The 24,971-nt window shown below is 52.1% G+C and carries 20 protein-coding genes, 1 pseudogene and 1 other annotated feature; of the genes and pseudogenes, 12 read left to right on the top strand and 9 right to left on the bottom strand.

Annotated features, from left to right (window positions below):
* Positions 1–64: 64 nt before the first annotated feature.
* The 3 genes from acnA to topA all read right to left on the bottom strand — a co-directional run bounded on the left by acnA (position 65) and on the right by topA (position 6,844).
* Positions 65–2,737, bottom strand: coding sequence for an aconitate hydratase AcnA (gene acnA / locus J1784_RS20270; RefSeq protein ID WP_217150671.1), 2,673 nt, complete (start codon positions 2,735–2,737; stop codon positions 65–67).
* A 186-nt stretch (positions 2,738–2,923) separates the two neighbouring features.
* Positions 2,924–3,898, bottom strand: coding sequence for an HTH-type transcriptional regulator CysB (gene cysB, locus J1784_RS20265; RefSeq protein WP_120130943.1), 975 nt, complete (start codon positions 3,896–3,898; stop codon positions 2,924–2,926).
* Between the two features lie 348 nt (positions 3,899–4,246).
* Positions 4,247–6,844, bottom strand: coding sequence for a type I DNA topoisomerase (gene topA / locus J1784_RS20260; RefSeq protein ID WP_217150670.1), 2,598 nt, complete (start codon positions 6,842–6,844; stop codon positions 4,247–4,249).
* A gap of 462 nt (positions 6,845–7,306) precedes the next feature.
* On the opposite strand from topA, the gene J1784_RS20255 reads away from it, so the two are divergent.
* Positions 7,307–7,558 (top strand): YciN family protein, encoded by a 252-nt coding sequence (locus J1784_RS20255; RefSeq protein ID WP_217150669.1) that lies wholly within the window; start codon positions 7,307–7,309, stop codon positions 7,556–7,558.
* A gap of 135 nt (positions 7,559–7,693) precedes the next feature.
* Here the strand turns inward: J1784_RS20255 and sohB are convergent, their stop codons facing one another.
* Positions 7,694–8,737, bottom strand: a complete 1,044-nt coding sequence (sohB, locus tag J1784_RS20250) for a protease SohB (RefSeq protein WP_217150668.1) — start codon at positions 8,735–8,737, stop codon at positions 7,694–7,696.
* Positions 8,738–9,095: 358 nt separating this feature from the next.
* Here sohB and J1784_RS20245 point away from each other — a divergent pair, with 358 nt between their 5' ends.
* A complete protein-coding gene (locus J1784_RS20245; protein WP_217150667.1) occupies positions 9,096–9,857 on the top strand; it encodes a YciK family oxidoreductase in 762 nt (253 codons plus the stop codon).
* A gap of 14 nt (positions 9,858–9,871) precedes the next feature.
* On the top strand, positions 9,872–10,462 hold the full coding sequence (cobO, locus tag J1784_RS20240; RefSeq protein WP_217150666.1) for a cob(I)yrinic acid a,c-diamide adenosyltransferase: 591 nt from the start codon (positions 9,872–9,874) through the stop codon (positions 10,460–10,462).
* 12 nt (positions 10,463–10,474) lie between these two features.
* On the opposite strand, the gene cobC is transcribed toward cobO, so the two are convergent.
* The 4 genes from cobC to rnm all read right to left on the bottom strand — a co-directional run bounded on the left by cobC (position 10,475) and on the right by rnm (position 14,373).
* On the bottom strand, positions 10,475–11,071 hold the full coding sequence (gene cobC / locus J1784_RS20235) for an alpha-ribazole phosphatase (RefSeq protein ID WP_217150665.1): 597 nt from the start codon (positions 11,069–11,071) through the stop codon (positions 10,475–10,477).
* 185 nt (positions 11,072–11,256) lie between these two features.
* Positions 11,257–12,150 (bottom strand): 23S rRNA pseudouridine(2605) synthase RluB, encoded by an 894-nt coding sequence (rluB, locus tag J1784_RS20230; protein WP_208645905.1) that lies wholly within the window; start codon positions 12,148–12,150, stop codon positions 11,257–11,259.
* Between the two features lie 638 nt (positions 12,151–12,788).
* On the bottom strand, positions 12,789–13,409 hold the full coding sequence (locus tag J1784_RS20225; protein ID WP_217150664.1) for an L-threonylcarbamoyladenylate synthase: 621 nt from the start codon (positions 13,407–13,409) through the stop codon (positions 12,789–12,791).
* Positions 13,410–13,443: 34 nt separating this feature from the next.
* Positions 13,444–14,373: an RNase RNM gene (gene rnm / locus J1784_RS20220; protein ID WP_217150663.1), complete on the bottom strand. Its 930-nt coding sequence runs from the start codon at positions 14,371–14,373 to the stop codon at positions 13,444–13,446.
* 322 nt (positions 14,374–14,695) lie between these two features.
* Positions 14,696–14,798 (top strand) — a sequence feature (Trp leader region).
* Positions 14,799–14,854: 56 nt separating this feature from the next.
* Here rnm and J1784_RS20215 point away from each other — a divergent pair.
* The 6 genes and pseudogenes from J1784_RS20215 (at position 14,855) to J1784_RS20185 (ending at position 21,963) form a co-directional block, all read left to right on the top strand.
* Positions 14,855–16,417: an anthranilate synthase component 1 gene (locus tag J1784_RS20215; protein ID WP_217150662.1), complete on the top strand. Its 1,563-nt coding sequence runs from the start codon at positions 14,855–14,857 to the stop codon at positions 16,415–16,417.
* Position 16,418: 1 nt separating this feature from the next.
* Positions 16,419–18,022, top strand: a pseudogene (gene trpD / locus J1784_RS26555) (bifunctional anthranilate synthase glutamate amidotransferase component TrpG/anthranilate phosphoribosyltransferase TrpD).
* A gap of 3 nt (positions 18,023–18,025) precedes the next feature.
* On the top strand, positions 18,026–19,390 hold the full coding sequence (gene trpCF, locus J1784_RS20200; RefSeq protein ID WP_217150661.1) for a bifunctional indole-3-glycerol-phosphate synthase TrpC/phosphoribosylanthranilate isomerase TrpF: 1,365 nt from the start codon (positions 18,026–18,028) through the stop codon (positions 19,388–19,390).
* Positions 19,391–19,434: 44 nt separating this feature from the next.
* A complete protein-coding gene (trpB, locus tag J1784_RS20195; RefSeq protein ID WP_217150660.1) occupies positions 19,435–20,625 on the top strand; it encodes a tryptophan synthase subunit beta in 1,191 nt (396 codons plus the stop codon).
* Complete coding sequence (gene trpA, locus J1784_RS20190) at positions 20,625–21,431, top strand: tryptophan synthase subunit alpha (RefSeq protein WP_095921656.1); 807 nt, start codon at positions 20,625–20,627, stop codon at positions 21,429–21,431. The genes trpB and trpA overlap by 1 nt, the downstream gene beginning before the upstream one ends.
* A 217-nt stretch (positions 21,432–21,648) precedes the next feature.
* Positions 21,649–21,963 carry a BON domain-containing protein gene (locus J1784_RS20185; protein ID WP_095921655.1) on the top strand — a complete coding sequence of 105 codons (315 nt, stop codon included), beginning with the start codon at positions 21,649–21,651 and terminating at the stop codon, positions 21,961–21,963.
* 71 nt (positions 21,964–22,034) lie between these two features.
* Here J1784_RS20185 and ompW read toward each other — a convergent pair whose 3' ends face one another.
* The gene (ompW, locus tag J1784_RS20180) at positions 22,035–22,667 is read right to left on the bottom strand and encodes an outer membrane protein OmpW (RefSeq protein ID WP_217150659.1); all 633 of its coding nucleotides are present in this window, start codon (positions 22,665–22,667) and stop codon (positions 22,035–22,037) included.
* Positions 22,668–22,958: 291 nt separating this feature from the next.
* Here ompW and J1784_RS20175 point away from each other — a divergent pair, with 291 nt between their 5' ends.
* From J1784_RS20175 to J1784_RS20165, 3 genes are all read left to right on the top strand, one after another.
* Positions 22,959–23,360 carry a YkgJ family cysteine cluster protein gene (locus tag J1784_RS20175; protein ID WP_217150658.1) on the top strand — a complete coding sequence of 134 codons (402 nt, stop codon included), beginning with the start codon at positions 22,959–22,961 and terminating at the stop codon, positions 23,358–23,360.
* 91 nt (positions 23,361–23,451) lie between these two features.
* Complete coding sequence (locus tag J1784_RS20170; protein ID WP_217150657.1) at positions 23,452–24,207, top strand: YciC family protein; 756 nt, start codon at positions 23,452–23,454, stop codon at positions 24,205–24,207.
* Between the two features lie 99 nt (positions 24,208–24,306).
* A complete protein-coding gene (locus tag J1784_RS20165; RefSeq protein WP_120506818.1) occupies positions 24,307–24,846 on the top strand; it encodes a septation protein A in 540 nt (179 codons plus the stop codon).
* Positions 24,847–24,971: the final 125 nt, after the last annotated feature.

Genomic DNA, 24,971 nt, shown 5'->3' with positions numbered 1-24,971 from the left:
GTCCGATGTAAATATTAAGGGCACCTTAAGAAGGTGCCCTTTTTTATTAGCAGAAGAACAGGGTTTACAGCATCTTGCGGATCACGTAATGCAGAATGCCGCCGTTCTGGAAGTACGTCAGCTCGTTACCGGTATCGATACGGCAGCGGGCATTGACGGTTTCTTTATGCCCGTCAGCGTAAACGATATGCACTGCGACGTCCTGCCCCGGCGTCAGCGTTTGTAATCCGCTGACGCTAATCTGTTCGTCACCGGTCAGTTTCAGCGTTTTTCGGGTGACACCCAGCGGGAATTCGAGGGGTAATATCCCCATACCGATAAGATTCGAGCGGTGAATACGTTCGAAGGATTCGGCGATAACCACGCGCACGCCCAGAAGACGCGGCCCTTTCGCCGCCCAGTCACGGCTTGAACCTGATCCGTACTCTTTACCGGCAATGACCGCCGTCGGCACACTTTCATGCTGATAGCGCATCGCGGCATCATATATCGCCAGCTGATCCTGAGACGGAATATGGCGGGTATAACCGCCCTCCACGCCCGGTACCATTTCATTTTTGATACGGATATTGGCGAACGTCCCGCGCATCATCACTTCATGGTTACCACGACGTGAACCGTAAGAGTTAAACGCTTTCGGCTCAACACCATGCTGCGTCAGATACAGCCCCGCAGGACTTTCAGCTTTGATATTACCGGCAGGTGAGATGTGGTCGGTGGTCACAGTGTCCGCCAGGATCGCCAGAATACGAGCGTCCTTGATATCTTCCAGTGCATCCGGTTCGGCTTTCATATCACTGAAGAACGGCGGATGGCGGATGTAAGTGGAATCCTCCTGCCAGGTATAGGTCGGCGTACCGTCTACCTGAATCGCCTGCCAGCTGGCATCACCGTTGAAGACTTCGGCATATTCTTTGTGGAACATGTCCGTCGTCACCTGCCCGACCGCATTGGCAATATCGTTGGCGGAAGGCCAGATATCTTTCAGATACACCGGCTTGCCCTCTTTGTCCTCTCCCAGCGGATCAGTCGTCAGATCGACATTCATATTCCCCGCCAGCGCGTAAGCCACCACCAGCGGCGGTGAGGCAAGCCAGTTAGTTTTAATCAGCGGATGAATACGTCCCTCGAAATTACGGTTACCGGAAAGCACCGCACCGACGGTGAGATCACCGGCTTTGATGGCTGATTCAATCGGTTCCGGCAGCGGCCCGGAGTTACCGATACAGGTCGTACAGCCGTAACCCACCAGATTAAAACCGAGTTCTTCCAGATAGGGCATCAGACCGGCGGCATTAAGATAATCGGTCACCACTTTAGAACCTGGCGCCAGCGAAGTTTTCACCCAGGGTTTACTGGTGAGACCTTTTTCTGCAGCATTTTTTGCCAGCAAACCGGCCGCCATCAGCACGCTCGGGTTAGAAGTGTTAGTACAGGAAGTGATGGCAGCAATCACCACCGCGCCGGTGGTCAGGGCATAATGCTGACCGTCCAGCGTGAAGGTTTCTTTATCGCTGCGACCCGCTTTACTGTTACCCAGCTCCAGTTCCGTCGCTGCTTTAAAAGCTTTAGGAACATTAGGCAGCGCCACGCGATCCTGCGGGCGTTTCGGCCCGGCCAGACTTGGCTCAACGTCGCCCATATCCAGCGCCAGCGTGCTGGTAAAGACCGGCTCATCACAGGCATTACGCCATAAGCCCTGCGCCTGAGAATAGGCTTTCACCAGTTCGATTTGATCGTCGCTGCGGCCACTGAGTTTCATGTAACTCAGCGTCACGTCATCGACCGGGAAGAATCCGCAGGTGGCACCGAATTCCGGCGACATATTGGCAATGGTCGCGCGGTCGGCCAGCGGTAAGTCAGCCAGCCCGTCACCGTAAAACTCGACGAATTTACCGACCACGCCGTGTTTGCGCAGCATCTGCGTGACCGTTAACACCAGGTCTGTTGCGGTGATGCCTTCGCGTAATTTGCCGGTCAGTTTAAACCCGACGACATCCGGGATCAGCATGGAAACAGGCTGTCCTAGCATCGCCGCTTCGGCTTCGATACCGCCGCAGCCCCAGCCTAAAATGCCCAGGCCGTTAATCATGGTGGTGTGGGAATCGGTGCCGACCAGAGTGTCGGGATAGGCGACCGTTTTGCCGTCCTGTTCTTCATACCAGACGGTTTGCCCGAGATACTCGAGGTTAACCTGGTGACAGATACCGGTGCCGGGCGGGACCACGCGAAAACGGTTGAAGGCTTTTTGTCCCCAGCGCAGGAACTGATAGCGCTCGTTGTTACGCTCCATTTCGAGGCGGACGTTTTCATCAAAAGCCTGATCATCACCGAACTCATCAACCGTGACGGAGTGGTCGATAACCAGATCAACGGGCGATAACGGGTTTACCTGTTCGACATTGCCGCCAAGCCGCTTGACCGCCTGACGCATCGCCGCCAGATCGACCACCGCCGGTACGCCGGTGAAATCCTGCATCAGAACACGCGCAGGCCGGTAAGCAATTTCCCGGTCCGCATGGCCGGTTTTCTGCCAGCTGACCAGTTCCTGCAAATCACTTTCCGTGACGGTGTCGCCATCGACATGGCGCAGCAGATTTTCAAATAATACTTTGAGGGATTTGGGCAGGCGCTGGATATCACCCAGCGTTTTGGCTGCGAGTGGCAGGCTGTAGTAGTGGAACTCCTTGTTCTGGACCGCCAGCTTATCCAGACTGTTCTTGCGAATAGACGACATAGCTTCTCCTTTAGCGCTCAGCGTGGCCTTAAGGAATAACCCGCTGGCTTATAAGTGCATAGTTAAAGATAACACAAATAATTGTTAACATTCCGATAACAGCTCAAAGTGTTCAACAGGCAAAAAAAATCCCGCAGCATCATCAGAGGCGGCGGGACTGGCGGTCAGCAAAGAAAATGTTGCGGTTTATTTCACCGGTAATTTGATGTCTTTAAACATCTCTTCGATGTCTTCGTTGGAGCGCAGTGAAATGGCGGTATCCACCACATCACGCGTGAGATGCGGCGCAAAGCGCTGGATAAAATCGTACATGTAACTGCGCAGGAAAGTGCTGCGGCGGAAACCGATTTTAGTGGTGCTGTAGGTGAAGATATCACGCGCATCCACGGTAACCAGATCCGGATCCTGAACCGGATCGACCGCCATACTGGCGATAACCCCTACCCCCAGGCCCAGACGCACATAGGTTTTAATCACGTCGGCATCGGTGGCGGTAAAGACAATACGCGGCGTCAGACCTGCGCGGTTGAACGCGGTATCAAGTTCTGAGCGGCCGGTAAAACCAAAGGTATAAGTGACGATCGGGTAAGCGGCCAGTTCTTCAATGGTGACTTTCTCTTTGCCTGCCAGCGGATGATCTGGCTGAACCACGACGGCACGGTTCCAGTGATAGCAAGGCAGCATCACCAGGTCATCGTAAAGATGCAGGGCTTCAGTCGCGATGGCAAAATCGGCATTCCCCTTGGAAACAGCTTCAGCAATCTGAGTTGGTGAACCCTGATGCATATGCAGTGAAACGCGCGGGTAGCGTTCGATAAAGCCTTTAATCACATTCGGTAAGGCATAACGCGCCTGCGTGTGCGTCGTCGCCACATACAGGGAGCCTTTGTCAGGATAGGTATGCTCGCCGGCCACGGCTTTGATAGCATCGACTTTAGACAAGACTTCGCGGGCGATACGGATAATTTCCTGCCCGGCGGGAGTCACCTGCGTGAGATGTTTGCCACTGCGCGAAAAAATCTGGATCCCCAGTTCATCTTCCAGCATACGAACTTGTTTGCTGATACCCGGCTGCGACGTGTACAGGCCTTCTGCCGTCGAACTGACGTTCAGATTGTGATTAACAACCTCTACGATGTAGCGCAGTTGCTGCAATTTCATATCTCATACCACCCTGGTTTCAAACCCTGTCGCCATCCCTGTTCATGCGTTGGCTGAACAGTCAGGAAATGATTTTTATCGAATACCGGAAGTCTGTGAACGCATCGTTTTATGCCCCAGACGCATTAACTTATTACTTAAATGCATAAGAATAAATTTTATATAACAATTATATCAATTATTAACGTCATGTATAGCCGGATAACATAACGACAATCGTCGTCAGTCTCATCCTGATAATAAAAACACGCAGAACTCAGCGATGATAGATCTTAATGCAATAAAAAAACCAGCCCGGAGGACTGGTTTTTTACAACTGCTTAACAGCTTAAAGTATGACGGCGATAATTACTTTTTGCCTTCAACCCATTTCCCGTCGACAAAGAACGCGGTCCAGCCAGTGGCTTTGCCGTCTTTCTCGGAGGAAACATACTGCTGCTTGGTTTTACGGCTAAAACGCACCATCGATTTATTGCCTTCCGGGTCAGCGACTGGCGCATCGGCCAGATAGCTCAGTTTTTCCGGCAGACGATCTTTAAAGCGTTTCAGTTCTTCCACCAGCGGCGCACGGGTTTCGCGCGATTTAGGGAAAGTATTGGCCGCCAGGAAGACACCCGCTGCACCATCGCGAAGAACGAAATAGGCGTCTGATTTCTCACACGGCAATTCTGGCAACGGAACCGGATCTTCTTTCGGCGGCGCAACGTCACCGTTACGTAAAATCTTACGGGTGTTTTTGCACTCGTCGTTGGTACAGCCCATGTACTTACCGAAACGCCCCATTTTCAGGTGCATTTCAGAACCACATTTCTCGCACTCAACAATCGGACCGTCGTAGCCCTTGATGCGGAACTCGCCCTGCTCGATTTCATAGCCATCACATTCCGGGTTATTACCGCAGACATGTAATTTACGCTGATTATCGATGAGGTAGCTGTCCATCGCCGTGCCGCATTTCCCGCAGCGGCGTTTTGCACGCAGTGCGTTTGCTTCGGCTTCGTCGCCTTCCAGCACGTTCAGAACTTCAGCATCAGCAATCAGGTTGATGGTGGTTTTGCAGCGCTCTTTCGGCGGCAACGCATAACCGGAACAACCCAGGAACACGCCGGTGCTGGCGGTACGGATCCCCATCGGACGTCCACAGGTCGGGCATTCGATGCTGGTCAGTACCATCTGATTCGGGCGCATACCGCCTTCTTCAGGATCTTTCTCGGCTGTTTCTAATTGCTTGCTGAATTCACTGAAGAATTCGTCGAGAACCGCTTTCCATTCCGCCTTGTTGTTGGCGACCTGATCCAGCCCGTCTTCCATACGTGCGGTGAAATCGTAGTTCATCAGTTCGCGGAAGTTTTCTTCCAGACGATCGGTGACGATTTCGCCCATTTTTTCGGCATAGAAACGACGGTTTTCAACGTGAACATAACCGCGGTCCTGAATGGTCGAAATGATCGACGCATAGGTAGACGGACGGCCAATGCCACGTTTTTCCAGCTCTTTGACCAGTGACGCTTCGCTAAAACGCGCAGGCGGCTTGGTGAAGTGCTGAGTCGGCAGCAGTTGTTGCAGTTCGAGATCTGTGCCCACTTCAATCGCCGGTAAAGTTCGGTCTTCGTCGCCTTTACGCAGCGCAGGCATCACCTTGGTCCAGCCATCAAAACGCAGGGTACGGCCTTTAGCACGCAGGGAATAATCACCGGCTTTAACCGTCAGCGTGGTGGAATCGTACTGGGCTGGTGTCATCTGACATGCCACAAACTGGCGCCATATCAGCTGATACAGACGCTGTGCATCTGCTTCCATATCTTTCAGCTGTTCAGAAACGACCGCCACATCAGAAGGACGAATCGCTTCGTGCGCTTCCTGTGAGTTCTCTTTATTGCTGTATTGCAACGGTGCTTTCGGCAGGTATTTATCACCGAAATTCGTGCCAATATAGCCACGCACCATTTCCACCGCATCCTGGCTCAGGTTGGTGGAGTCAGTACGCATATAGGTAATGTGACCGGCTTCGTACAGACGCTGGGCCATCATCATGGTTTTCTTCACGCCGAAGCTCAGACGCGTACTGGCCGCCTGTTGCAACGTAGAAGTAATGAATGGCGCCCCCGGTTTGCTGCTGGTCGGTTTATCTTCACGATCAACAACGGTATAGCGCGCTTTCTCAAGCAGCGAAACGGCTGCGTGAGTCTGTTCTTTATTCACCGGTTTAAATGGTTTTTCCAGATGATGCGTCACTTCCATTTGCAGGGCGGTTTCTTTCTTCGCCAGCAAATCTGCATGCAATTCCCAGTATTCTTCCGGCACAAACGCTTTGATTTCTTTCTCGCGTTCCACCACCAGACGTACTGCCACGGACTGAACGCGACCAGCGGATAAACCACGGGCAATTTTCTTCCACAACAGCGGGGATACCATGTAACCCACCACACGGTCCATAAAACGACGCGCCTGCTGAGCGTTAACACGGTCAATATTCAGTTCGCCCGGTTCTTTGAAAGCATTCTGAATCGCGTTTTTGGTAATTTCGTTAAATACCACGCGGCTGAAACGTTTGTCATCACCGCCAATCACTTCCCGCAAATGCCAGGCAATCGCCTCTCCTTCGCGGTCAAGGTCGGTTGCGAGATAGATGTGGTCAGCTTTTTCCGCTAACGCTTTTAACTCAGCAACAACTTTTTCTTTACCGGGAAGTATTTCGTATTGGGCAGCCCAGCCATGAAACGGATCGACACCCATACGATTAACCAGCGCAGTTTTCTCATCCTTTTTTACTTTTTTCTTTGTTTTTTCTTCGGTTGAGGCGGCGGTCTTTTTAGCAGCGGATCCACTGGTCGGTAAATCACGGATATGACCGACGCTGGACTTAACCACGTAGTCATTTCCTAAATATTTATTAATCGTTTTGGCTTTTGCCGGGGACTCAACTATTACGAGAGCTTTGCCCATAATTACCTTTACCTGAATGATTCTTCATCATCTGAAGAAGATTTTGTCTTGTTATGCCGCGGCACAATATCACGTCTTTTTTTATATTGCGGCAGTGAGTCAGAACGTCAACCTATTTCTTCCAAATAAGGCGAGAACTGACTTCCAGAGGTTCAATACACTGATTCTGCGAGGGATTAACCAGACAGGGCTCAGCAGAATGCGCCCGTTTTTATGTCAAATAATGACCAAGCGTAAACAAAACATTCCACCTGAAGCCACAAAATCCCACACTCTACCTGATAAAAATCGTCACGCAAACTAATTAACACGTAAACGCTCTTTTCGCCAATCTGCGTAAACCTTTTACTGTTTCGCTTAAATTATAAACAACGGTTCAGACTGATTACCCCCAGCGGATTTGCGGTTTTCTCCGTGACGGGATTACAATAACGTCAGCAATTATAGTGGGGAGTAAATATCATGCACGAAAATACATCGGCAATTAGTCGCGAAGCTTTACTGGTCGAAGCGAATAAGGTTATCCGTGAGCACGAAGATTACATGCACGGAATGCTCGCGACAGAGGTTGAGCAAAACGGCAATGTGCTGGTTTTCCGCGGAGAGTTTTTCATGGATGAAGAGGGTTTACCGACCAGAAAAACCACGGCGGTATTTAATATGTTTAAACATCTGGCTCATCTTTTTTCAGAAAAATACCATCTCGAAAACTGAGCAATAAAAAAGAGTAATAAAGGTAAACGCAACCGATAAACTGTTGCAGTAAATCGGGGCAATAAAAAAGGGACAAAAGTCCCTTTTAACTCTTAATGTTTCACAGAAACGATTAATGCCCGCCAGACTAAGGCGTTACAGTAACGGCTTCTGGCTACGCTGCAACCAGCGCAGGAACAAACGATCAGCGCTTTCTGCTACGCTGCCAGTAAACCGGTCCATCATGCGTTTACGGCGGCTGTAACGTACCGCAATCACTTCATGGTTTTTCATCTCTGCGATCAGTAGATCATCACTGGTGCCAATGGCATCAATCAGGCCATTTTCACGTGCCTGGGTACCGAACCAGTGTTCGCCAGTCGCCACTGCATTAATGTCCAGTGACGGACGATTCTGATGCACAAATTCCTTGAACAGCACATGCGTTTCATTCAGGTCTTCACGGAATTTCTCGCGCCCTTCATCGGTGTTTTCACCCAGCAACGTCAGCGTACGTTTAAACTCGCCCGCCGTGTGCAGCTCAATATCGATGTCGTTCTTTTTAAGCAGACGGTTGAAGTTAGGAATTTGCGCCACAACGCCGATGGAACCAATAATGGCAAACGGTGCTGCGACAATCCTGTCTGCCACGCAGGCCATCATATAACCGCCGCTGGCGGCTACTTTATCCACGGCCACGGTCAGGCGGATCCCGCTCTGGCGCAGGCGAACCAGCTGAGAAGCCGCAAGACCATAACCGTGTACCACCCCGCCCGGACTTTCGAGGCGCAGCAGCACTTCGTCTTCCGGTGTCGCTACCGCCAGCACCGCCGAAATCTCTTCACGCAGCGACGTCACTTCGTGGGCGTCCATACTGCCTTTAAAGTCGAGCACATACAGGCAAGGTTTGCTTTTAGAGCCACCGGTTTTCGCCTGCAATTTTTTCTGTTTAGCTTCGGCTTTATCTTTTTTCTTCAATTCCTTACTGCGAATTTTTAGCTCAGCGGGATTCATACGTGCGCTGCGCATTTCACGTTGCATTTCGCGGTACTGTTCGCCTAAGTCGATCAGCTGTAACTCACCTTTGCTGTGAGATTTACGGTGACGAAGGCCGACAACCAGAATTACCAGCGCGCCGATGGCGATCACTACGGTCACAACTTTGGCCAAAAAGAGCCCATAAAGAGAAAGTAAATCCACAAAACCGCCTTATCTATGTGGTCATAAAACCGTGGTCAGAAAGATGTTGAACATTCTAGACAATCGCCGTCGTGGCGTCTTGTTTGAATATGACATTGTCAATCGTACGTAAAACTGAGTGCGCCCGTGTTCCAATTTTGTTACAAAAGAGCTGTCCGTTTTTCGGTTAATCATTGAAACTCATGCCCATTTGAGGCATATAAGCGGAGATCACTGCCGAAATACCCCAAATTATCGCCAAAATGTCGGACTCCGGTTGAGCGCAATTTCTCCCATTTCCGGCATTTTTATATCAAGATCGCCAGATGTGATGACGGCCATTTGCCGCCACATCGCGCCCCCTTTAAGAGGACTGACCGTGCATTACCATCCTAAATCTGATTTGCTCAAAAACCGCATTATTCTCATTACCGGCGCTGGCGACGGCATTGGTCGCGAAGCCGCCCTTACCTACGCCCACTTTGGCGCGCAGGTTATTTTGCTGGGCCGCACCGAGAGCAAACTGGCCAGCGTACAGCAGGAAATAGCTGCGAGAAACCTGCGACCTGCTTTCATTTATACACTCGATTTACTGGCCGCCAGCCAGCAGGATTGCCAGCAGGTGGCCAGTCAGATTGCGCAATGGGTGCCGCATCTCGACGGTGTATTACACAACGCCGGTTTGCTGACTGACATCACGCCAATGGCGGATATTCAGTTGCAAGACTGGATGAATGTGATGCAGGTCAACGTGAATGCAACCTTTATGCTGACGCAGGCGTTATTGCCGCTGATGCACAAATCCGTGAGTTCTTCGCTGGTCTTTACGACATCCAGCGTGGGTCGCGAAGGCCGCAGTGGTTGGGGCGCTTATGCCGTATCGAAATTCGCTACCGAAGGCATGATGCAGGTGCTGGCCGAAGAGCACAAGCACACGGGTTTGCGCGTGAACTGTATCAACCCCGGCGGCACACGCACCAGCATGCGCGCCTCGGCGTTCCCCGATGAAAACAAAGATAAACTTAAAACACCGGCAGATATCATGCCGTTGTATCTGTACCTTATGGGCGATGACAGCCGCCGTAAAACCGGCATCAGTTTTGATGCCCAGCCAGGCCGCAAAGCCGGTCCGGCAGAATAATCACGGAGTCACCGATGACCGAAGATCGCCACAAGCAGCGCCAGCAAAAACTGAAAGAACAGGTTGATGCGCGTATTGATGCAGCCAAAGAGCAGCGCGGAATTTTGATTGTGTTTACCGGCAATGGTAAAGGCAAAACCACGGCGGCCTTTGGCACCGTCACCCGCGCTGTCGGACATGGTATGCGGGCGGCAGTGATCCAATTCATTAAAGGTGAATGGCCGAACGGGGAGAAGAATCTACTCGAGCCGCACGGCGTTGAATTTCAGGTAATGGCGACCGGTTTTACCTGGGAAACGCAGAATAAAGAAACCGATACCGAGGCCTGTCAGGCCGTCTGGCAGCACGGAAAACGCATGCTGGCCGATGCCTCATTAGATCTCGTGGTGCTCGATGAACTGACTTACATGGTCAGTTTCGGCTATCTGGATTTGCAGGAAGTGATTGACGCGCTGAACGCCCGTCCTGCTCACCAGACGGTAATTATTACCGGTCGCGGCTGCCATCGTGATCTGCTGGAAATGGCCGACACCGTCAGTGAACTGCGGCCGGTAAAGCACGCCTTTGATGCCGGGATTATGGCGCAACAGGGCATCGACTGGTAATGTCCTGCCCCATCATAAACCACTGTCGTTGAAACGCTGAATTACGCAGGCACCGGGACGAAGATCGATTTCACACAGGCAGCCTTGTTTAAACGGGAAGCGCCACATATCGGCAGGCGCCAGTTTGAGCATCATCGCCAGTAGCAGGCTGAGCGACCCCTGATGCGCGACAATGGCCAGCCTGCTTTCCTGCGGGCGTAAATGCAACTGCTGCAAAGCCTGACGGATGCGCACCGTAAAGTCTGTGAATGATTCCCCTTGCGGTACATCCGCTTTTTGCCAGTCCTGACACCATTCCTGAAATCCTTCAGCCTGTGAGGCTTGCAGTTCGTTGTGGTGACGCATTTCCCACTCACCAAAGGCCATCTCGCGCAACAGAGGCTGTGACTCCATCGGGATGTCACGTCCCTGCCCGATAATTCCGGCAGTATCGCGGCTGCGGCGCATATCGGTGTGGATAATGGCATCCAGCGGCGTCGCTTCCAGCTGACGGGCTACATGCTGCGCCTGTCGTTCGCCCTCTGCCGTCAGCGCAATATCGCTGCTCCCGCAAAAAACGCCGTTAACGTTAGCCTGAGTTTGTCCGTGTCGTATCAGATATAATTTCATGATGTTGTCCTTTGTCTCAGAGCCAGAAATCCCGGTAAGGCATGTTTTTTTTTGCAGATTTAAGGTAAGTCATTTTAGTTAAGTACGGTGAGATAAATAGCGGCTGTCCTGAATTTAACGCAAAAAAAACCGCAGTCTTAAACTGCGGTTATGGGCATAGCCGGAAGTGGGTCGCTTGTCAGCGATTAACTCCGTTTGGCAGGCCCGGTAGTACGACGTGCCGGTGCAACCTGAGTATGGCGCTTAACAGCACGACGGATCTGGTTAGCTTTCACACGACGACGATCGCGCTCAACCGGCAGTTTGCTGACAGTTTCTTCGGTCATATCGACCAGTGTGCGCAGATAGTTGATGTCCGGCAGATCCAGCTCTTTATAGCCGCCACGAGGCAGGCCTTTAGGCAGGTTCAGGTCACCATAACGTACGCGGATCAGACGGCTGACCTGCACGCCAACGGCTTCCCACAGACGACGAACTTCGCGGTTACGCCCTTCTGTCAGGGTCACGTTGTACCACTGATTCAGACCTTCGCCGCCCTGGAATTTGATCGAGCGGAATGCCGCAGGACCGTCTTCCAGCTGCACGCCGCGGCTCAGCTGTTTGATTTTTTCATCATCAACCTGACCGAAGACACGCACGGCATATTCGCGTTCAACTTCACGGCTCGGGTGCATCAGGCGGTTAGCCAGTTCACCGTCGGTGGTGAATAACAGCAGGCCGGAGGTGTTAACGTCCAGACGACCTACCGCAATCCAGCGGGAACCGCGCATTTTTGGCAGACGGTCAAAGACGGTCGGACGGCCTTCCGGATCACTGCGCGTACACAACTCGCCTTCCGGCTTGTAGTACGCCAGCACGCGGCAGACGGTGTCCTGCGATTCCATCACTGACAGCACGTGGCCATCAAGACGAATTTTCGTGCCGCCGGTGACTTCCACACGGTCGCCCAGCGTAGAGATTTTACCGTCAACGCTGACACGGCCAGCCTGAATCATTGCTTCGACTTCACGGCGTGAACCATGACCTGCACGTGCGAGGACTTTTTGCAGCTTTTCGCTTTGTCCTTCGGTGCTGTCCAGCGCGTTTTTCGGCTTCTGGTATTTTACTTCTTCTTCTTCACCGTTTTCATCAAACAGTGCTTCAGCTTTAGGTTTGGTACCACGGGGTTTCAGCGGCGCGCGAGGTTTTTCACCGCGGGCGTTTTCGGGACGACCCGGTTTGCCTGTCCGTGGTTTTTCAATACGTGAATTTTCTATGCGTGAATCGCCGCGGCCTGCGTCAGAACGAGGTTTGTCTGAACGCGGCTTATCGCTGCGTGGTTTATCTGTACGTGGTTTGTCAGTACGTGGCTTTTCGCCGCGCTTCTCAGCCCGTGACGGTTCCGGGCGGCTTTTTGCTGCGCCGGAATTTCTGCCACTTTTTGGCTTGTCACCAGATGGACGTGCCGGTTTGGCTTTATCGCTGGTGTGCTTCTGGGAATTATACTTCTCGCTCATTGAGCAGCCTCATTTGTCGCCTTCACAGGCGTCGGGGGGAGCCGGCAGCATGACGCGAATCGCCATCTGCCCGCCAAAATTCAGTTATTACGTAGTGATACAACGACTTACAAAAAAGTCAGCCCGCCATTATACACATTTATCGGCAATTTGTATCCTGCTAAGGACTTTACGGGCTGATTATTTTTCAAACAACCTGCACAGAGGGACACATACGAAGATCAGCGGAAAGGTGCCGGATCGCCTGCGCCTTCGCGGACGACTTCCGGTGACGCTTCGGTCAGATCAATCACCGTCGTCGGTTGTTGCCCGATAGAACCCCCGTCAATCACCAGATCAACCAGCTTGCCTAAATTATCTTTGATGTCTTCCGGATCAGATTCCGCAAAGTCATTGCCCGGCAGCATCAGCGTGGTGGACATCAGCGGTTCGCCCAGTACGTCCAGCAATGCGACAGCAATCGGATTCGATGGCACACGCAAACCAATGGTCTTACGTTTCTCACTCATCAGGCGACGCGGCACTTCTTTGGTCGCTTTCAGAATGAACGTGTAGTTGCCCGGCGTGTTATTTTTGATCAGACGAAATGCCGAGTTATCCACGTAAGCGTAAGTCGACAACTCAGAGAGGTCACGGCACATCAGGGTAAAGTTGTGGTTTCCGTCTAACTGACGGATGCGGCAAATGCGCTCCATCGCGTTCTTTTCTTCCAGACGACAACCCAGCGCATAGCCTGAGTCGGTCGGGTAAACAATCACATTCCCCTTGCGCAGCAATTCAACCGCCTGGTTAATCAGACGTGGCTGCGGATTTTCGGGGTGAATATAGAAATATTGACTCATTGTTCCCTCTTAATTCTTCTTCTGCGGTCGGGCTTCAGACCGGTTCAATTTCAGGCTGTTTCCCGGCGACCGGCCAGTGTTGCCATACCGGTTCTGCGCCTGCGGGAAGCCAAAGTTTACGCCCCAGCTCGATCCACGAACAAGGCTGATGGAAATCAGAACCCTGCGAAGCGAGTAAATTGTAGTCACGGGCAAAAGCCGCCAGCTGAGCGCGTTCATTCGGCGCCTGCTGACATTGCGCGACTTCCATCGCATCACCGCCCTGCTCTGCAAAGAACGCCAGCAGACGTTTCAGCCATTTGGTGGACAAGTCATAACGTCCCGGATGGGCGACAACGGCCTGTCCGCCAGACTGATGAATCGCATCAATCGCTTGTTCTATTGTACACCACTGTGGCGGAACGTAGCCGGTCTTGCCTTTGGCGAGGAACTTTTTGAACACCTGGGCGATATTGTCAGCCGCGCCAAATTCCACCAGATAACGGGCAAAATGCGCACGTGTTACGGCACCGCCATCGGCCAGACGCAGCGCGCCTTCCCATGCACCCTCGATACGTGCTTTCGCCAGACGACGGCCCATTTCCTGCGCACGCTGCTGACGCAAATCCGCCTGCACTTTCAGCAATTCGATCATTGCCGGATGCGAAGGATCAATGCCCAGCCCGACAATGTGGATTTCATGGTTTTCCCACAATGTAGAAATTTCGACACCGTTCACCAGTTGCAGCGGCAGCTGATTTTCAGCAATGGCCCGCGCCGCCCGCGCCAGACCTTCCGTGCTGTCATGATCGGTGATCGCCAGCACGCCCACCCGCATTTCCACCGCACGCGCAACCAGCGCTTCCGGCGTTAAATAGCCGTCTGAAGCCGTGGTATGGCTATGGAGGTCGTAAATAGTGAATGCAGTGCTGGTAGTCTGATCGTCTGCTGAAGATGAAGTGTTTACGGGTAAAGTCGTCGTCACGTGGGGAATTAACCTGTTTCTGAATGCAGTACCCATCATAACGCGTTAGCGCTTTTCACGTTAGGGATGATTTTACCCGGACACGATGCACTGCAACGGGGCGATAACACTTTTTGCACAATGAAGCCGCACTAAAAGGGGGAAGTGTATGAAAAAGGGGGTTGACTTTAGATCGCTGAACTAGTTTACTAGTACGCAAGTTCACGGAACAGTTCAGAAATGAACAGCGTGACAAACCGATTCAGAAAGCTTACGTTTTAAAGACGTTAGCTTCATAAACAAACAAGAGTGTCTGATGATGAAAACTCACATGATGGCGGTTCTCAGCGGGTGGCGTACTTCCCTTTGGCGGGCGGAATAATCACGCATAGCTGTCATCAGACGCTGCAAGATTTCCGAAGCCCGCATAATGCGGGCTTTTTTGTGGCCGTCTCTTTGAAATCTGTTTTACAGAAACGATAAAAAAATTTCAGGAAGCAAAATGACTATTCAGAAACCACGATTAGAATTGCTGACCGCAGAAGGATGTTACCGCGGCGACCCGACGGCCATTTTCCATCAGTTGTGCGGCGCTCGCCCGGCCACGCTGCTGCTCGAATCCTCCGAAGTGACCAGCAAAGAAAATCTGAAGAGCCTGTTGATTGTTGACAGCGCCCTGCGCATCACCGCGCTGGGTTCCCGGGTTTCGATTCAGGCACTCACACCGAACGGCGCTTCTTTACTGTCGCTGATTGACGCCGCGTTACCGGCTGAAATTCGCAATGACGTTCGCCCGAATGGTCGCGAACTGACTTTCCCGTCTATCGATCAGATGCAGGACGAAGATGCCCGTCTGCGTTCGCGTTCCGTGTTTGACGCACTGCGCAGCATTCTGACCTCTGTTGAAGCGCCGGCCGACGAGCGCGAGGCGATGTTCCTCGGCGGTCTGTTTGCTTACGACCTGGTTGCCGGTTTCGAAGATTTGCCGCAACTGGCTTCTGATCAACGTTGCCCGGATTTCTGCTTCTATCTGGCAGAAACCCTGCTGGTGCTTGACCATCAGAACCGCACCTGCCGTTTGCAGGCCAGTCTTTTCACGCCTTCTTCTGAAGAGAAACAGCGTCTGCACGAACGCCTGGAGCAGTTGCAATATCAGTTGCAATTACCGGCGCACGCCATTCCGCATCAGAGCGTGCCGGAAATGCAACTGAGCGTGAACCAGAGCGACGAAGTGTTCGGGGCGGTTGTTGAGAAAATGAAAGTAGCGATCCGCGCCGGTGAAATTTTCCAGGTGGTGCCTTCACGCCGTTTCTCACTGCCGTGCCCTGCTCCGCTGGCCGCTTATGAAACGCTGAAGAACAATAACCCGAGCCCGTATATGTTCTTCATGCAGGACAACGATTTCACGTTGTTCGGCGCATCGCCGGAAAGCGCACTGAAATATGACGCGACTAACCGCCAGATTGAAATCTATCCGATTGCCGGAACTCGTCCGCGCGGTCGCCGTGCTGACGGTTCGCTGGATTTAGATCTCGACAGCCGCATCGAACTGGAAATGCGCACCGACCATAAAGAACTGGCTGAGCATCTGATGCTGGTGGATTTAGCGCGTAACGATCTGGCGCGTATCTGCGAGCCGGGCAGCCGATACGTTGCTGACCTGACCAAAGTTGACCGTTACTCTTTCGTGATGCATCTGGTATCGCGCGTCGTTGGCACCCTGCGTCATGACCTCGACGTGCTGCATGCATATCAGGCGGTCATGAACATGGGCACGCTGACCGGCGCACCAAAAGTTCGCGCCATGCAGCTGATTTCAGCCTCCGAGCAGACCCGTCGCGGCAGTTACGGCGGCGCGGTGGGTTACTTCACCGCTCACGGTGATTTAGACACCTGCATCGTTATCCGCTCGGCGTATGTCGAAGACGGCATCGCTACCGTGCAGGCAGGTGGCGGCGTGGTGCTCGATTCCGTACCACAAGCCGAAGCCGACGAAACCCGTAATAAAGCCCGTGCCGTGCTGCGCGCCATCGCCACCGCCCACAATGCGAAAGAGGTATTTTAAGATGGCCGATATCTTACTTATTGATAACGTCGATTCCTTTACTTACAACCTCGTCGATCAGCTGCGCTCAAGCGGTCACAACGTAGTGATTTACCGCAATCAAATCCCCGCTGACGTGATTATCGAAAAGCTCAGCCAGCTGGAAAAACCGGTGCTGGTACTTTCTCCGGGTCCGGGAACACCTTCCGAAGCAGGCTGCATGCCAGAACTGCTGAAACGTCTGCGCGGTCAGTTGCCGATTATCGGTATCTGTCTGGGTCATCAGGCGATTGTCGAAACCTACGGCGGGTTCGTCGGTCAGGCGGGTGAAATCCTGCACGGTAAAGCCTCTTCTATTACGCATGACAACGAAGCGATGTTTGCCGGTATGAATAACCCGCTGCCGGTTGCCCGTTATCACTCGCTGGTCGGCAGCCAGATCCCCGACGGTCTGACCGTTAACGCCCGTTTCGGCGACATGGTGATGGCGGTACGTCACGAAGAAGATCGCGTTTGCGGTTTCCAGTTCCATCCGGAATCCATTTTAACTTCACAAGGCGCCCGTCTGCTTGAGCAGACCCTGGCCTGGGCTTTGGCGTAAGGAGAACTGTCATGAAAACGCAAACTATTCCCGGCATTCTCGAAAACCTGTTTCGCGCTCAGACGATGACGCAGGAAGAAAGCCAGCAGTTATTTACCGCCATCGTGAATGGCGAACTGGAGCCGGCGCAGCTGGCCGGTGCCTTAATCAGCATGAAAGTACGTGGCGAGCAACCGGCTGAAATCGCCGGCGCTGCCAAAGCATTACTGGCACACGCCGAACCGTTCCCGCGCCCTGATTATCAGTTTGCGGACATCGTCGGCACCGGCGGCGACGGCACCAACAGCATCAATATTTCTACCGCCAGCGCCTTTGTGGCAGCGGCCTGTGGCGCGCGTGTCGCCAAACACGGCAATCGCAGCGTATCCAGCCGTTCGGGTTCGTCGGATTTACTGGCGGCGTTTGGTATTCGTCTGGATATGCCAGCAGAAGATTCCCGCGCGGCGCTTGATGACCTGAACGTGTGTTTCCTGTTTGCTCCGCAATACCACACCGGTTTCCGCCATGCGATGCCGGTACGCAAAGCACTGAAGACCCGCACGCTGTTTAACGTGCTGGGGCCGCTGATTAACCCTGCCCGTCCGCCGCTGGCGCTGATTGGTGTTTACAGCCCGGAGCTGGTGCAGCCGATTGCAGAAACATTGCGCGCACTGGGTTATGAACGTGCGGCGGTGGTTCACGGTGGCGGAATGGATGAAGTCGCCATTCACGCGGCGACACAAGTTGCCGAGCTGAAAGACGGTAAAATCACCACTTATGAAGTGACTCCACAGGACTTCGGTCTGGATAATTATCCGATTGAAGCCTTGCTGGGCGGCGAGCCGGAAGAAAACCGTGACATTCTGGCACGCTTATTACAAGGTAAAGGAGATCCGGCCCACGAAGCCGCGGTAGCCGTCAATGTGGCGATGTTACTGCGTCTGTTCGGTCAGGAAGACTTAAAGCAAAACGCACAACAGGCTTTGGCCGTCATGCGCAGCGGTGAACCTTACCAGCGCGTGCTGGCATTGGCAGCAAGAGGATAAGTGATGCAGCAGGAAACCGTGCTCCACAAAATTGTTCGCGACAAGGAAATTTGGGTCGCGGCACGCAAAGAACAACAACCGCTGGCCAGCTTTCAGAACGAAATAACTCAGAGCCAGCGCAGTTTCTACCATGCCCTGCAAGGCGCAAGAACGGCCTTTATTCTGGAGTGTAAACAAGCATCTCCGTCGAAAGGGAAGATCCGTGAAAACTTTGATCCGGTAGAAATCGCCAGCGTTTATAAAGATTACGCTTCCGCCATTTCAGTATTAACCGACGAGAAATACTTCCAGGGTAGTTTTGATTTCCTGCCGCTGGTGAGCAAAACCGTCACGCAGCCGGTGCTGTGCAAAGATTTTATTATCGACCCGTATCAGATCCATCTGGCGCGGTTCTATCAGGCCGATGCAATTTTACTGATGCTGTCGGTGCTGGATGACGATCAGTACGTTCAGCTCGCCGCCGTCGCTCATAGCCTGAATATGGGCGTGCTGACCGAAGCGAGTAATGAAGAAGAACTGGATCGCGCCGTTAAGCTGAAAGCCAAAGTGGTGGGTATCAACAACCGCGACCTGCGCGATTTGTCCATCGACCTGAACCGCACCCGTGAACTGGCACCGCGCGTTCCGCACGGCGTCATCGTCATCAGTGAATCAGGCATTAATACTTACGGGCAAATCCGTGAACTCAGCCGCTTCGCCAATGGTTTCCTGATTGGCAGTGCGCTGATGTCAGAACAAGACCTTTCGGCTGCCGTTCGTCGGGTTCTGCTCGGCGAAAATAAAGTGTGCGGACTCACCCGCGCTCAGGACGCCAAAGCGGCGTACGAAGCCGGTGCCATTTATGGCGGACTGATTTTTGTCGAGGCCTCACCGCGTTTTGTGACACACACACTGGCGAAAGAAGTACAGAACGGCGCGCCGCTGAAATATGTCGGCGTGTTCCGCGATGAAACCATCAGCATCGTGACCGAAACGGCACAGACGCTGAACCTGACTGCCGTGCAACTTCATGGCGATGAAAGCCAGGCCTATATCGATGAGCTGCGTACAGCGTTGCCGGAAACGGTTCAGATCTGGAAAGCGCTGAGCGTCAAAGACACAATGCCAGCGCGCGACCTGAATCACGTGGATCGCTACGTGCTGGACAACGGCAAAGGTGGCACAGGCTATCGTTTCGACTGGAGCAAACTGGCCGGTCAGGATCTGAGTAATACGCTACTTGCTGGTGGTCTGAGCGCAGATAACTGCGTCGAGGCCGCACAGCTCGGTTGCGCAGGGCTGGATTTCAACTCCGGTGTTGAAAGCGAGCCGGGCATCAAAGATGCCGAAAAAATTACCGCCGTATTCCAGACATTGCGGGCGTATTAAGCAGCCCGCAATGCCGCAAAAATTGACAGACAGGACGGAATAACATGACTTTACTTAATCCCTACTTCGGCGAATTTGGCGGCCAGTATGTTCCGCAAATTCTGATGCCTGCGCTGGTCCAGCTGGAAGAAGCCTTTGTCAGCGCACAGCGCGACCCTGAGTTTCAGGCTGAGTTTATCGATTTACTGAAAAACTACGCAGGTCGCCCGACGGCGCTGACACTGTGCAAAAACCTGACTGCAGGTACAAAAACCAAACTGTATCTGAAGCGTGAAGATTTGCTGCACGGCGGCGCGCATAAAACTAACCAGGTATTGGGTCAGGCATTGCTGGCAAAACGCATGGGCAAAACAGAAATTATTGCTGAAACCGGTGCCGGTCAGCACGGCGTGGCTTCTGCACTGGCGTGTGCCCTGCTCGGCCTGAAATGCCGCATTTATATGGGCGCCAAAGACATTGAGCGTCAGTCACCTAACGTGTTCCGTATGCGCCTGATGGGCGCAGAAGTGATCCCGGTACACAGCGGTTCTTCCACGCTGAAAGATGCCTGTAATGAGGCGCTGCGCGACTGGTCTGGCAGCTACGAAACGGCCCACTACATGCTGGGTACAGCGGCAGGCCCTCATCCGTATCCGACTATTGTGCGTGAATTCCAGCGCATGATTGGTGAAGAAACCAAAGTCCAGATGCAGGAACGCGAAGGCTGTCTGCCAGATGCGGTGATTGCCTGTGTTGGCGGTGGTTCCAATGCGATCGGCATGTTTGCTGATTTCATCGATGATACCAGCGTGAAACTGATTGGTGTTGAACCGGGTGGTCTGGGTATCGAAACAGGACAACACGGCGCGCCGCTCAAACATGGTCACGTCGGCATTTATTTCGGTATGAAAGCGCCGATGATGCAGACGTCCGAAGGTCAGATTGAAGAATCTTACTCGATTTCTGCCGGTCTGGATTTCCCGTCTGTCGGCCCGCAGCACGCCTTCCTCAACAGCATCGGTCGTGCAGAATATGTGTCGATTACCGATGACGAAGCGCTGGATGCTTTCAAAGAATTGTCCCGCCACGAAGGGATTATTCCTGCGCTGGAATCTTCACATGCGCTGGCATACGCACTGAAACTGATCAAGGAAACGCCAGAGAAAGAACAGATTCTGGTCGTGAATTTGTCAGGTCGCGGCGACAAAGATATTTTCACCGTACATGACATCCTGACTGCCCGGGGAGAGATTTAATGGAACGTTATCAGCAATTATTCAAACGTCTGGAAAGCAAAAAAGAAGGCGCATTTGTTCCTTTCGTTACGCTGGGCGATCCGGGCGTTGAGCTTTCATTGTCCATCATCGATACGCTGATTGAAGCCGGTGCGGATGCGCTGGAGCTGGGTATCCCGTTCTCTGACCCGCTGGCAGACGGCCCGACAATTCAGAACGCTAACCTGCGCGCTTTCGCCGCGGGCGTGACGCCGACGCAATGTTTCAATATGCTGGCCCGCATCCGCGAAAAGCATCCGGACATTCCGATTGGCCTGCTGATGTACGCCAATCTGGTGTTCCATAACGGTATCGAGACTTTCTATCAGCGCTGCGCCGAAGTGGGCGTCGATTCCGTACTGGTTGCTGATGTGCCGTTTGAAGAATCCGCGCCGTTCCGCGCCGCTGCATTGCGCCACGGTATTGCGCCAATTTTCATCTGTCCGCCAAATGCATCTGATGATTTGCTGCGTGAGATTTCTTCTCATGGACGCGGCTACACTTATCTGCTGTCCCGCGCAGGCGTTACCGGCACCGAGAAGCGCGCGCTGACGCCGCTGAATCATCTGGTTGATAAGCTGCGTGAATATAATGCTGCTCCACCGTTGCAGGGCTTTGGTATTTCCGAGCCTTCACAGGTGAAAGAAACGCTGGCCGCAGGCGCTGCCGGTGCTATTTCCGGTTCAGCGACAGTGCGTATCATCGAAAACAATCAGCATCAGCCTTCTGAAATGCTGGCTCAGCTTTCCCGCTTTGTCAGTGAAATGAAAGCCGCAACCCGCGCTTAACCCAGCCTCAAACAGAACCTCAGTCAAAAAGTGACTAAGGTTCTGTTTCTTTTAATTTCTTACTTTTTTTTACCCCACTTAATTTGTATTACTCATTTCAATAATCCAAACTAAAATTACTCTGCAGATCAATGATACTGTATGCGAGAGAGATATCATCTGCTCAGGTAACAGGTTGTTTCTTTTGGTTTTATAACAATTCATGGAGAGTTATTTTATGAAGCTATTCAAAACATTGTCCGCATTCTGCATGGCAGCCGTTGTGGTCATGGCCGTTGCAGCGTGTGCACCGACTAAAAAATCAGAAGGAACCGGTGGTTACATTGACGACACTGTCGTCACGACAAAAGTAAAATCAGCCCTGCTGGCCGATAAAACGATTAAATCAACGGAAATCAGCGTCGAGACCTTTAAAGGCCGCGTGCAGTTAAGTGGTTTCGTGACGTCAACAGCGGATGCAAACCGTGCGGTAGAAGTGACGCGTGGCGTTGCAGGTGTTCGTTCTATCGAGAATGACATGCGGGTGAAATAGTCTGCGAATGCTACAAACTGAAAAACGAAGAGGCGCCGAAGCGCCTCTTTTTTTATGTTTTTGTCTTAAGATCAGAAGCGATAGCCGACGCCAAACATAAAGACCCACGGGTCGATCCGGGTGTTGATGTTTTGCTGCTCACCGCCGGCTTTGAATTTAACTTCCGTATCAATATCCATCCACCACACAGACATGTTGATCAACCAGTTGTCATCCAGGTTGTAATCCAGACCCGCCTGCGTTGCCACGCCCCATGAATCTTTGACGCTTAAATCTGACAGCCCGGCATCGCGCCCGGTCTGATTGAAATTGGTGTCATAGAATGTGGTGTAGTTGATACCTATACCGAGGTAGGGACGAAGTTTGTCCTGCTTGTCGCCAAAGTAGTACTGAGCCATCAGAGACGGCGGCAACTGCTTCACTTCTGCGATTGTCCCGGTACTTTTCAATCCGACTTTGTGCTGGAACGGCGTGGCTGCCAGCAACTCCATCCCGATATTGTCGGTAAACATATAGCCCAGAGTTAAACCCATCTGAGTGTTGTTATTGATATTAAATGAACCCAAACCCAGCACGTTATCCGAACCTTCTGTCGGACGAACTGTGGCTGTGCCTACGCGAAAAATCACATCCCCTGCCTGATGTGCGCTCGCAACTGCCGGAAATGCCGCTGCCGCCACTAATGCCCAATATGCTGCTCTCATTGTCCCTTCCCTTTGTGTGGATTATTTATCGACCGCGCGAATGATACCTACTCTTTGGTATGGCTTGATCAATGCGGGATCACATCTTTAAAACAAAAAGTAAGAAAATGCATCTTCCGCAAAGCGATCTAAATCTATAAAAACAAAGGAATTGATCTGCATCAAAAATGAGGAGATTTTGTTGATATGTTAAGAGGTGTAATTTCAGTTGCTAAAAAAAATGACGCTGCGTAATTTGCATACACATGTTGGTTTTGGTTTGGTGCCGTAAGGAGTCGGTAGCTTCCCAAGATGAGCGAAATTAACAATCCTTGTATGACCTGTGGCGCATGCTGCGCCTATTTCCGTGTTTCATTTTATTGGGCTGAATCTGAAGAGGCTGGAGGTATTGTTCCTCAGGCTCTGACTGAACAAGCCACGCCTTTTCTTAGCTGCATGCAAGGCACGAACAACAAATCGCCGCGATGCATCGCCCTGAAGGGTGAAGTGGGACAATCGGTTTCCTGCTCGATTTACCTAAACCGCCCGACACCCTGCCGCGAGTTTGTTCAGTCTGGTCTGAATGGGGTCGGCAATACGGCTTGTGATCGCGCACGCGCTGGTTATGGTCTGCCTCCACTCACCGAAGAATTACCACCGATTAATCTCAGCCACCTCAGCCGCGTACAGGCAGAGATTCATCAGTCAGATTGACAGGAAATCAGCGCAAAACTATCGGCGGAGTGTATTTAAAGGGTACAATCCCCGCCTTATTGATTTTTGCTTTTTTTGCCAAGGAGCGTCCATGTCTATCACGGCCAGTACATTGTACCGTGACAGTTATAATTTTATGCGTAATCAGATGAGTAGCGTTGTGGCGCTCTCAGTTCTGGCCGCATTAATTACCGTCATATTGAGCTGGGTTTTAAGTCCTTCCGCTGAGCAGGTTGATGCTATCGGACAACTGATGAGCAACATGACCGGCATGAGCGTCGGCGATATGATGGGTTATATCGAACAGCAGATTACTCCGGAGCAGCAAAGCGCTATTTTCCGCTACAGCCTGGCGGCACTGTTTTCCACTCTGGCAGGTAACGTTATTCTGGTCGGTGGCGTGTTAACGCTTATTCAGCTGGTTTCTAAGGGCGTTCGCGCCAGTCTGGTTCAGGTGCTGACGGCTTCCCTGCCGGTTCTGCCGCGTCTGGCTATTTTGCTCTTTATCTACAGCGTAATGTTTCGTATCGGGCTGGCACTGCTGTTTGTTCCGGCTTTCCTGATTGCGATTGCGTGGGCGATGTCCCCGATTATTGCGTGCAAAGAGAACGTGGGTGTCTTCAAAGCGATGCGTATGAGTACCCGGCTGGCGTTCTCCAACATTCGTTTGTTTGCCCCGGCGATTATGTTGTGGATTGTGGCGCAGGTGGTTCTGATGCTGTTTGTCGGCGCGCTCAGCGCACTTAATCCGATGATCGGTGCGGTAATTCTCGGTGCGGTGAGCAATCTGATCAGCGCATTTATGCTGATTTATCTGTTCCGTCTTTACATGAAATTACATGCATAATATAGACATACGTTTTTAAGGGGCGCTCCGGCGCCCTTTTCTTTTGTCCGTGAAATGATTCCGGTATAGTCATCCCATACATAAAACATGGAATGAAGTATGAAGCAGCTCCTCGATTTTCTTCCCCTGGTTGTCTTTTTTGTGGTTTATAAGCTTTACGACATTTTTGTCGCATCAGGCGCGTTAATCGCTGCCACCGCGTTAGCGTTAGTCATTACCTGGGTTCTGTACCGCAAAATCGAGAAGATGACGTTAATCACTTTTGCGATGGTGGCCGTTTTCGGCACCCTGACACTGGTATTCCATAATGATGAATTCATTAAATGGAAAGTGACCGTGATTTACGTCCTGTTCTCCGGCGCATTGCTGATCAGTCAGCTGGTGCTGAAAAAGCCGTTAATCCAGCGTATGTTGGGTAAAGAGCTGACATTGCCGGATCATGTCTGGAATAAGCTAAATGTCAGCTGGGCGATCTTTTTCCTGCTGTGCGGCCTGGCGAATATCTATGTCGCCTTCTGGTTACCACAGAATATTTGGGTCAACTTTAAGGTCTTTGGCCTGACAGTCCTGACGCTGGTATTTACGCTGTTAAGCGGTATCTATATTTACCGGCATATGCCGGATGATGAAAAAAAATAAGCATTCTTCTGCACGGGCCTTTCTTTGAAAGGCCTTCCTATTATTAAGCCCTGAATAATTCAGGCCGCGGGAAGGCAGCCAACGCATCTGCGGTTTGAAGCATGACGGGTTTTTTGTGAAGCAAC

This window comes from Rahnella ecdela, from assembly GCF_019049625.1.
Lineage (GTDB): Bacteria > Pseudomonadota > Gammaproteobacteria > Enterobacterales > Enterobacteriaceae > Rahnella > Rahnella ecdela.
Note: the sequence above shows the minus strand (reverse complement) of the source record. Positions and strands in the feature narration are given on the sequence as shown.

Coding starts and splice junctions, on each gene's coding strand:
- acnA (WP_217150671.1), bottom strand. CDS start 2,737: ATGTCGTCTATTCGCAAGAACAGTCTGGATAAGCTGGCGGTCCAGAAC.
- cysB (WP_120130943.1), bottom strand. CDS start 3,898: ATGAAATTGCAGCAACTGCGCTACATCGTAGAGGTTGTTAATCACAAT.
- topA (WP_217150670.1), bottom strand. CDS start 6,844: ATGGGCAAAGCTCTCGTAATAGTTGAGTCCCCGGCAAAAGCCAAAACG.
- J1784_RS20255 (WP_217150669.1), top strand. CDS start 7,307: ATGCACGAAAATACATCGGCAATTAGTCGCGAAGCTTTACTGGTCGAA.
- cobO (WP_217150666.1), top strand. CDS start 9,872: ATGACCGAAGATCGCCACAAGCAGCGCCAGCAAAAACTGAAAGAACAG.
- cobC (WP_217150665.1), bottom strand. CDS start 11,071: ATGAAATTATATCTGATACGACACGGACAAACTCAGGCTAACGTTAAC.
- J1784_RS20225 (WP_217150664.1), bottom strand. CDS start 13,409: ATGAGTCAATATTTCTATATTCACCCCGAAAATCCGCAGCCACGTCTG.
- J1784_RS20215 (WP_217150662.1), top strand. CDS start 14,855: ATGACTATTCAGAAACCACGATTAGAATTGCTGACCGCAGAAGGATGT.
- trpCF (WP_217150661.1), top strand. CDS start 18,026: ATGCAGCAGGAAACCGTGCTCCACAAAATTGTTCGCGACAAGGAAATT.
- trpB (WP_217150660.1), top strand. CDS start 19,435: ATGACTTTACTTAATCCCTACTTCGGCGAATTTGGCGGCCAGTATGTT.
- trpA (WP_095921656.1), top strand. CDS start 20,625: ATGGAACGTTATCAGCAATTATTCAAACGTCTGGAAAGCAAAAAAGAA.
- J1784_RS20185 (WP_095921655.1), top strand. CDS start 21,649: ATGAAGCTATTCAAAACATTGTCCGCATTCTGCATGGCAGCCGTTGTG.
- ompW (WP_217150659.1), bottom strand. CDS start 22,667: ATGAGAGCAGCATATTGGGCATTAGTGGCGGCAGCGGCATTTCCGGCA.
- J1784_RS20175 (WP_217150658.1), top strand. CDS start 22,959: ATGAGCGAAATTAACAATCCTTGTATGACCTGTGGCGCATGCTGCGCC.
- J1784_RS20170 (WP_217150657.1), top strand. CDS start 23,452: ATGTCTATCACGGCCAGTACATTGTACCGTGACAGTTATAATTTTATG.
- J1784_RS20165 (WP_120506818.1), top strand. CDS start 24,307: ATGAAGCAGCTCCTCGATTTTCTTCCCCTGGTTGTCTTTTTTGTGGTT.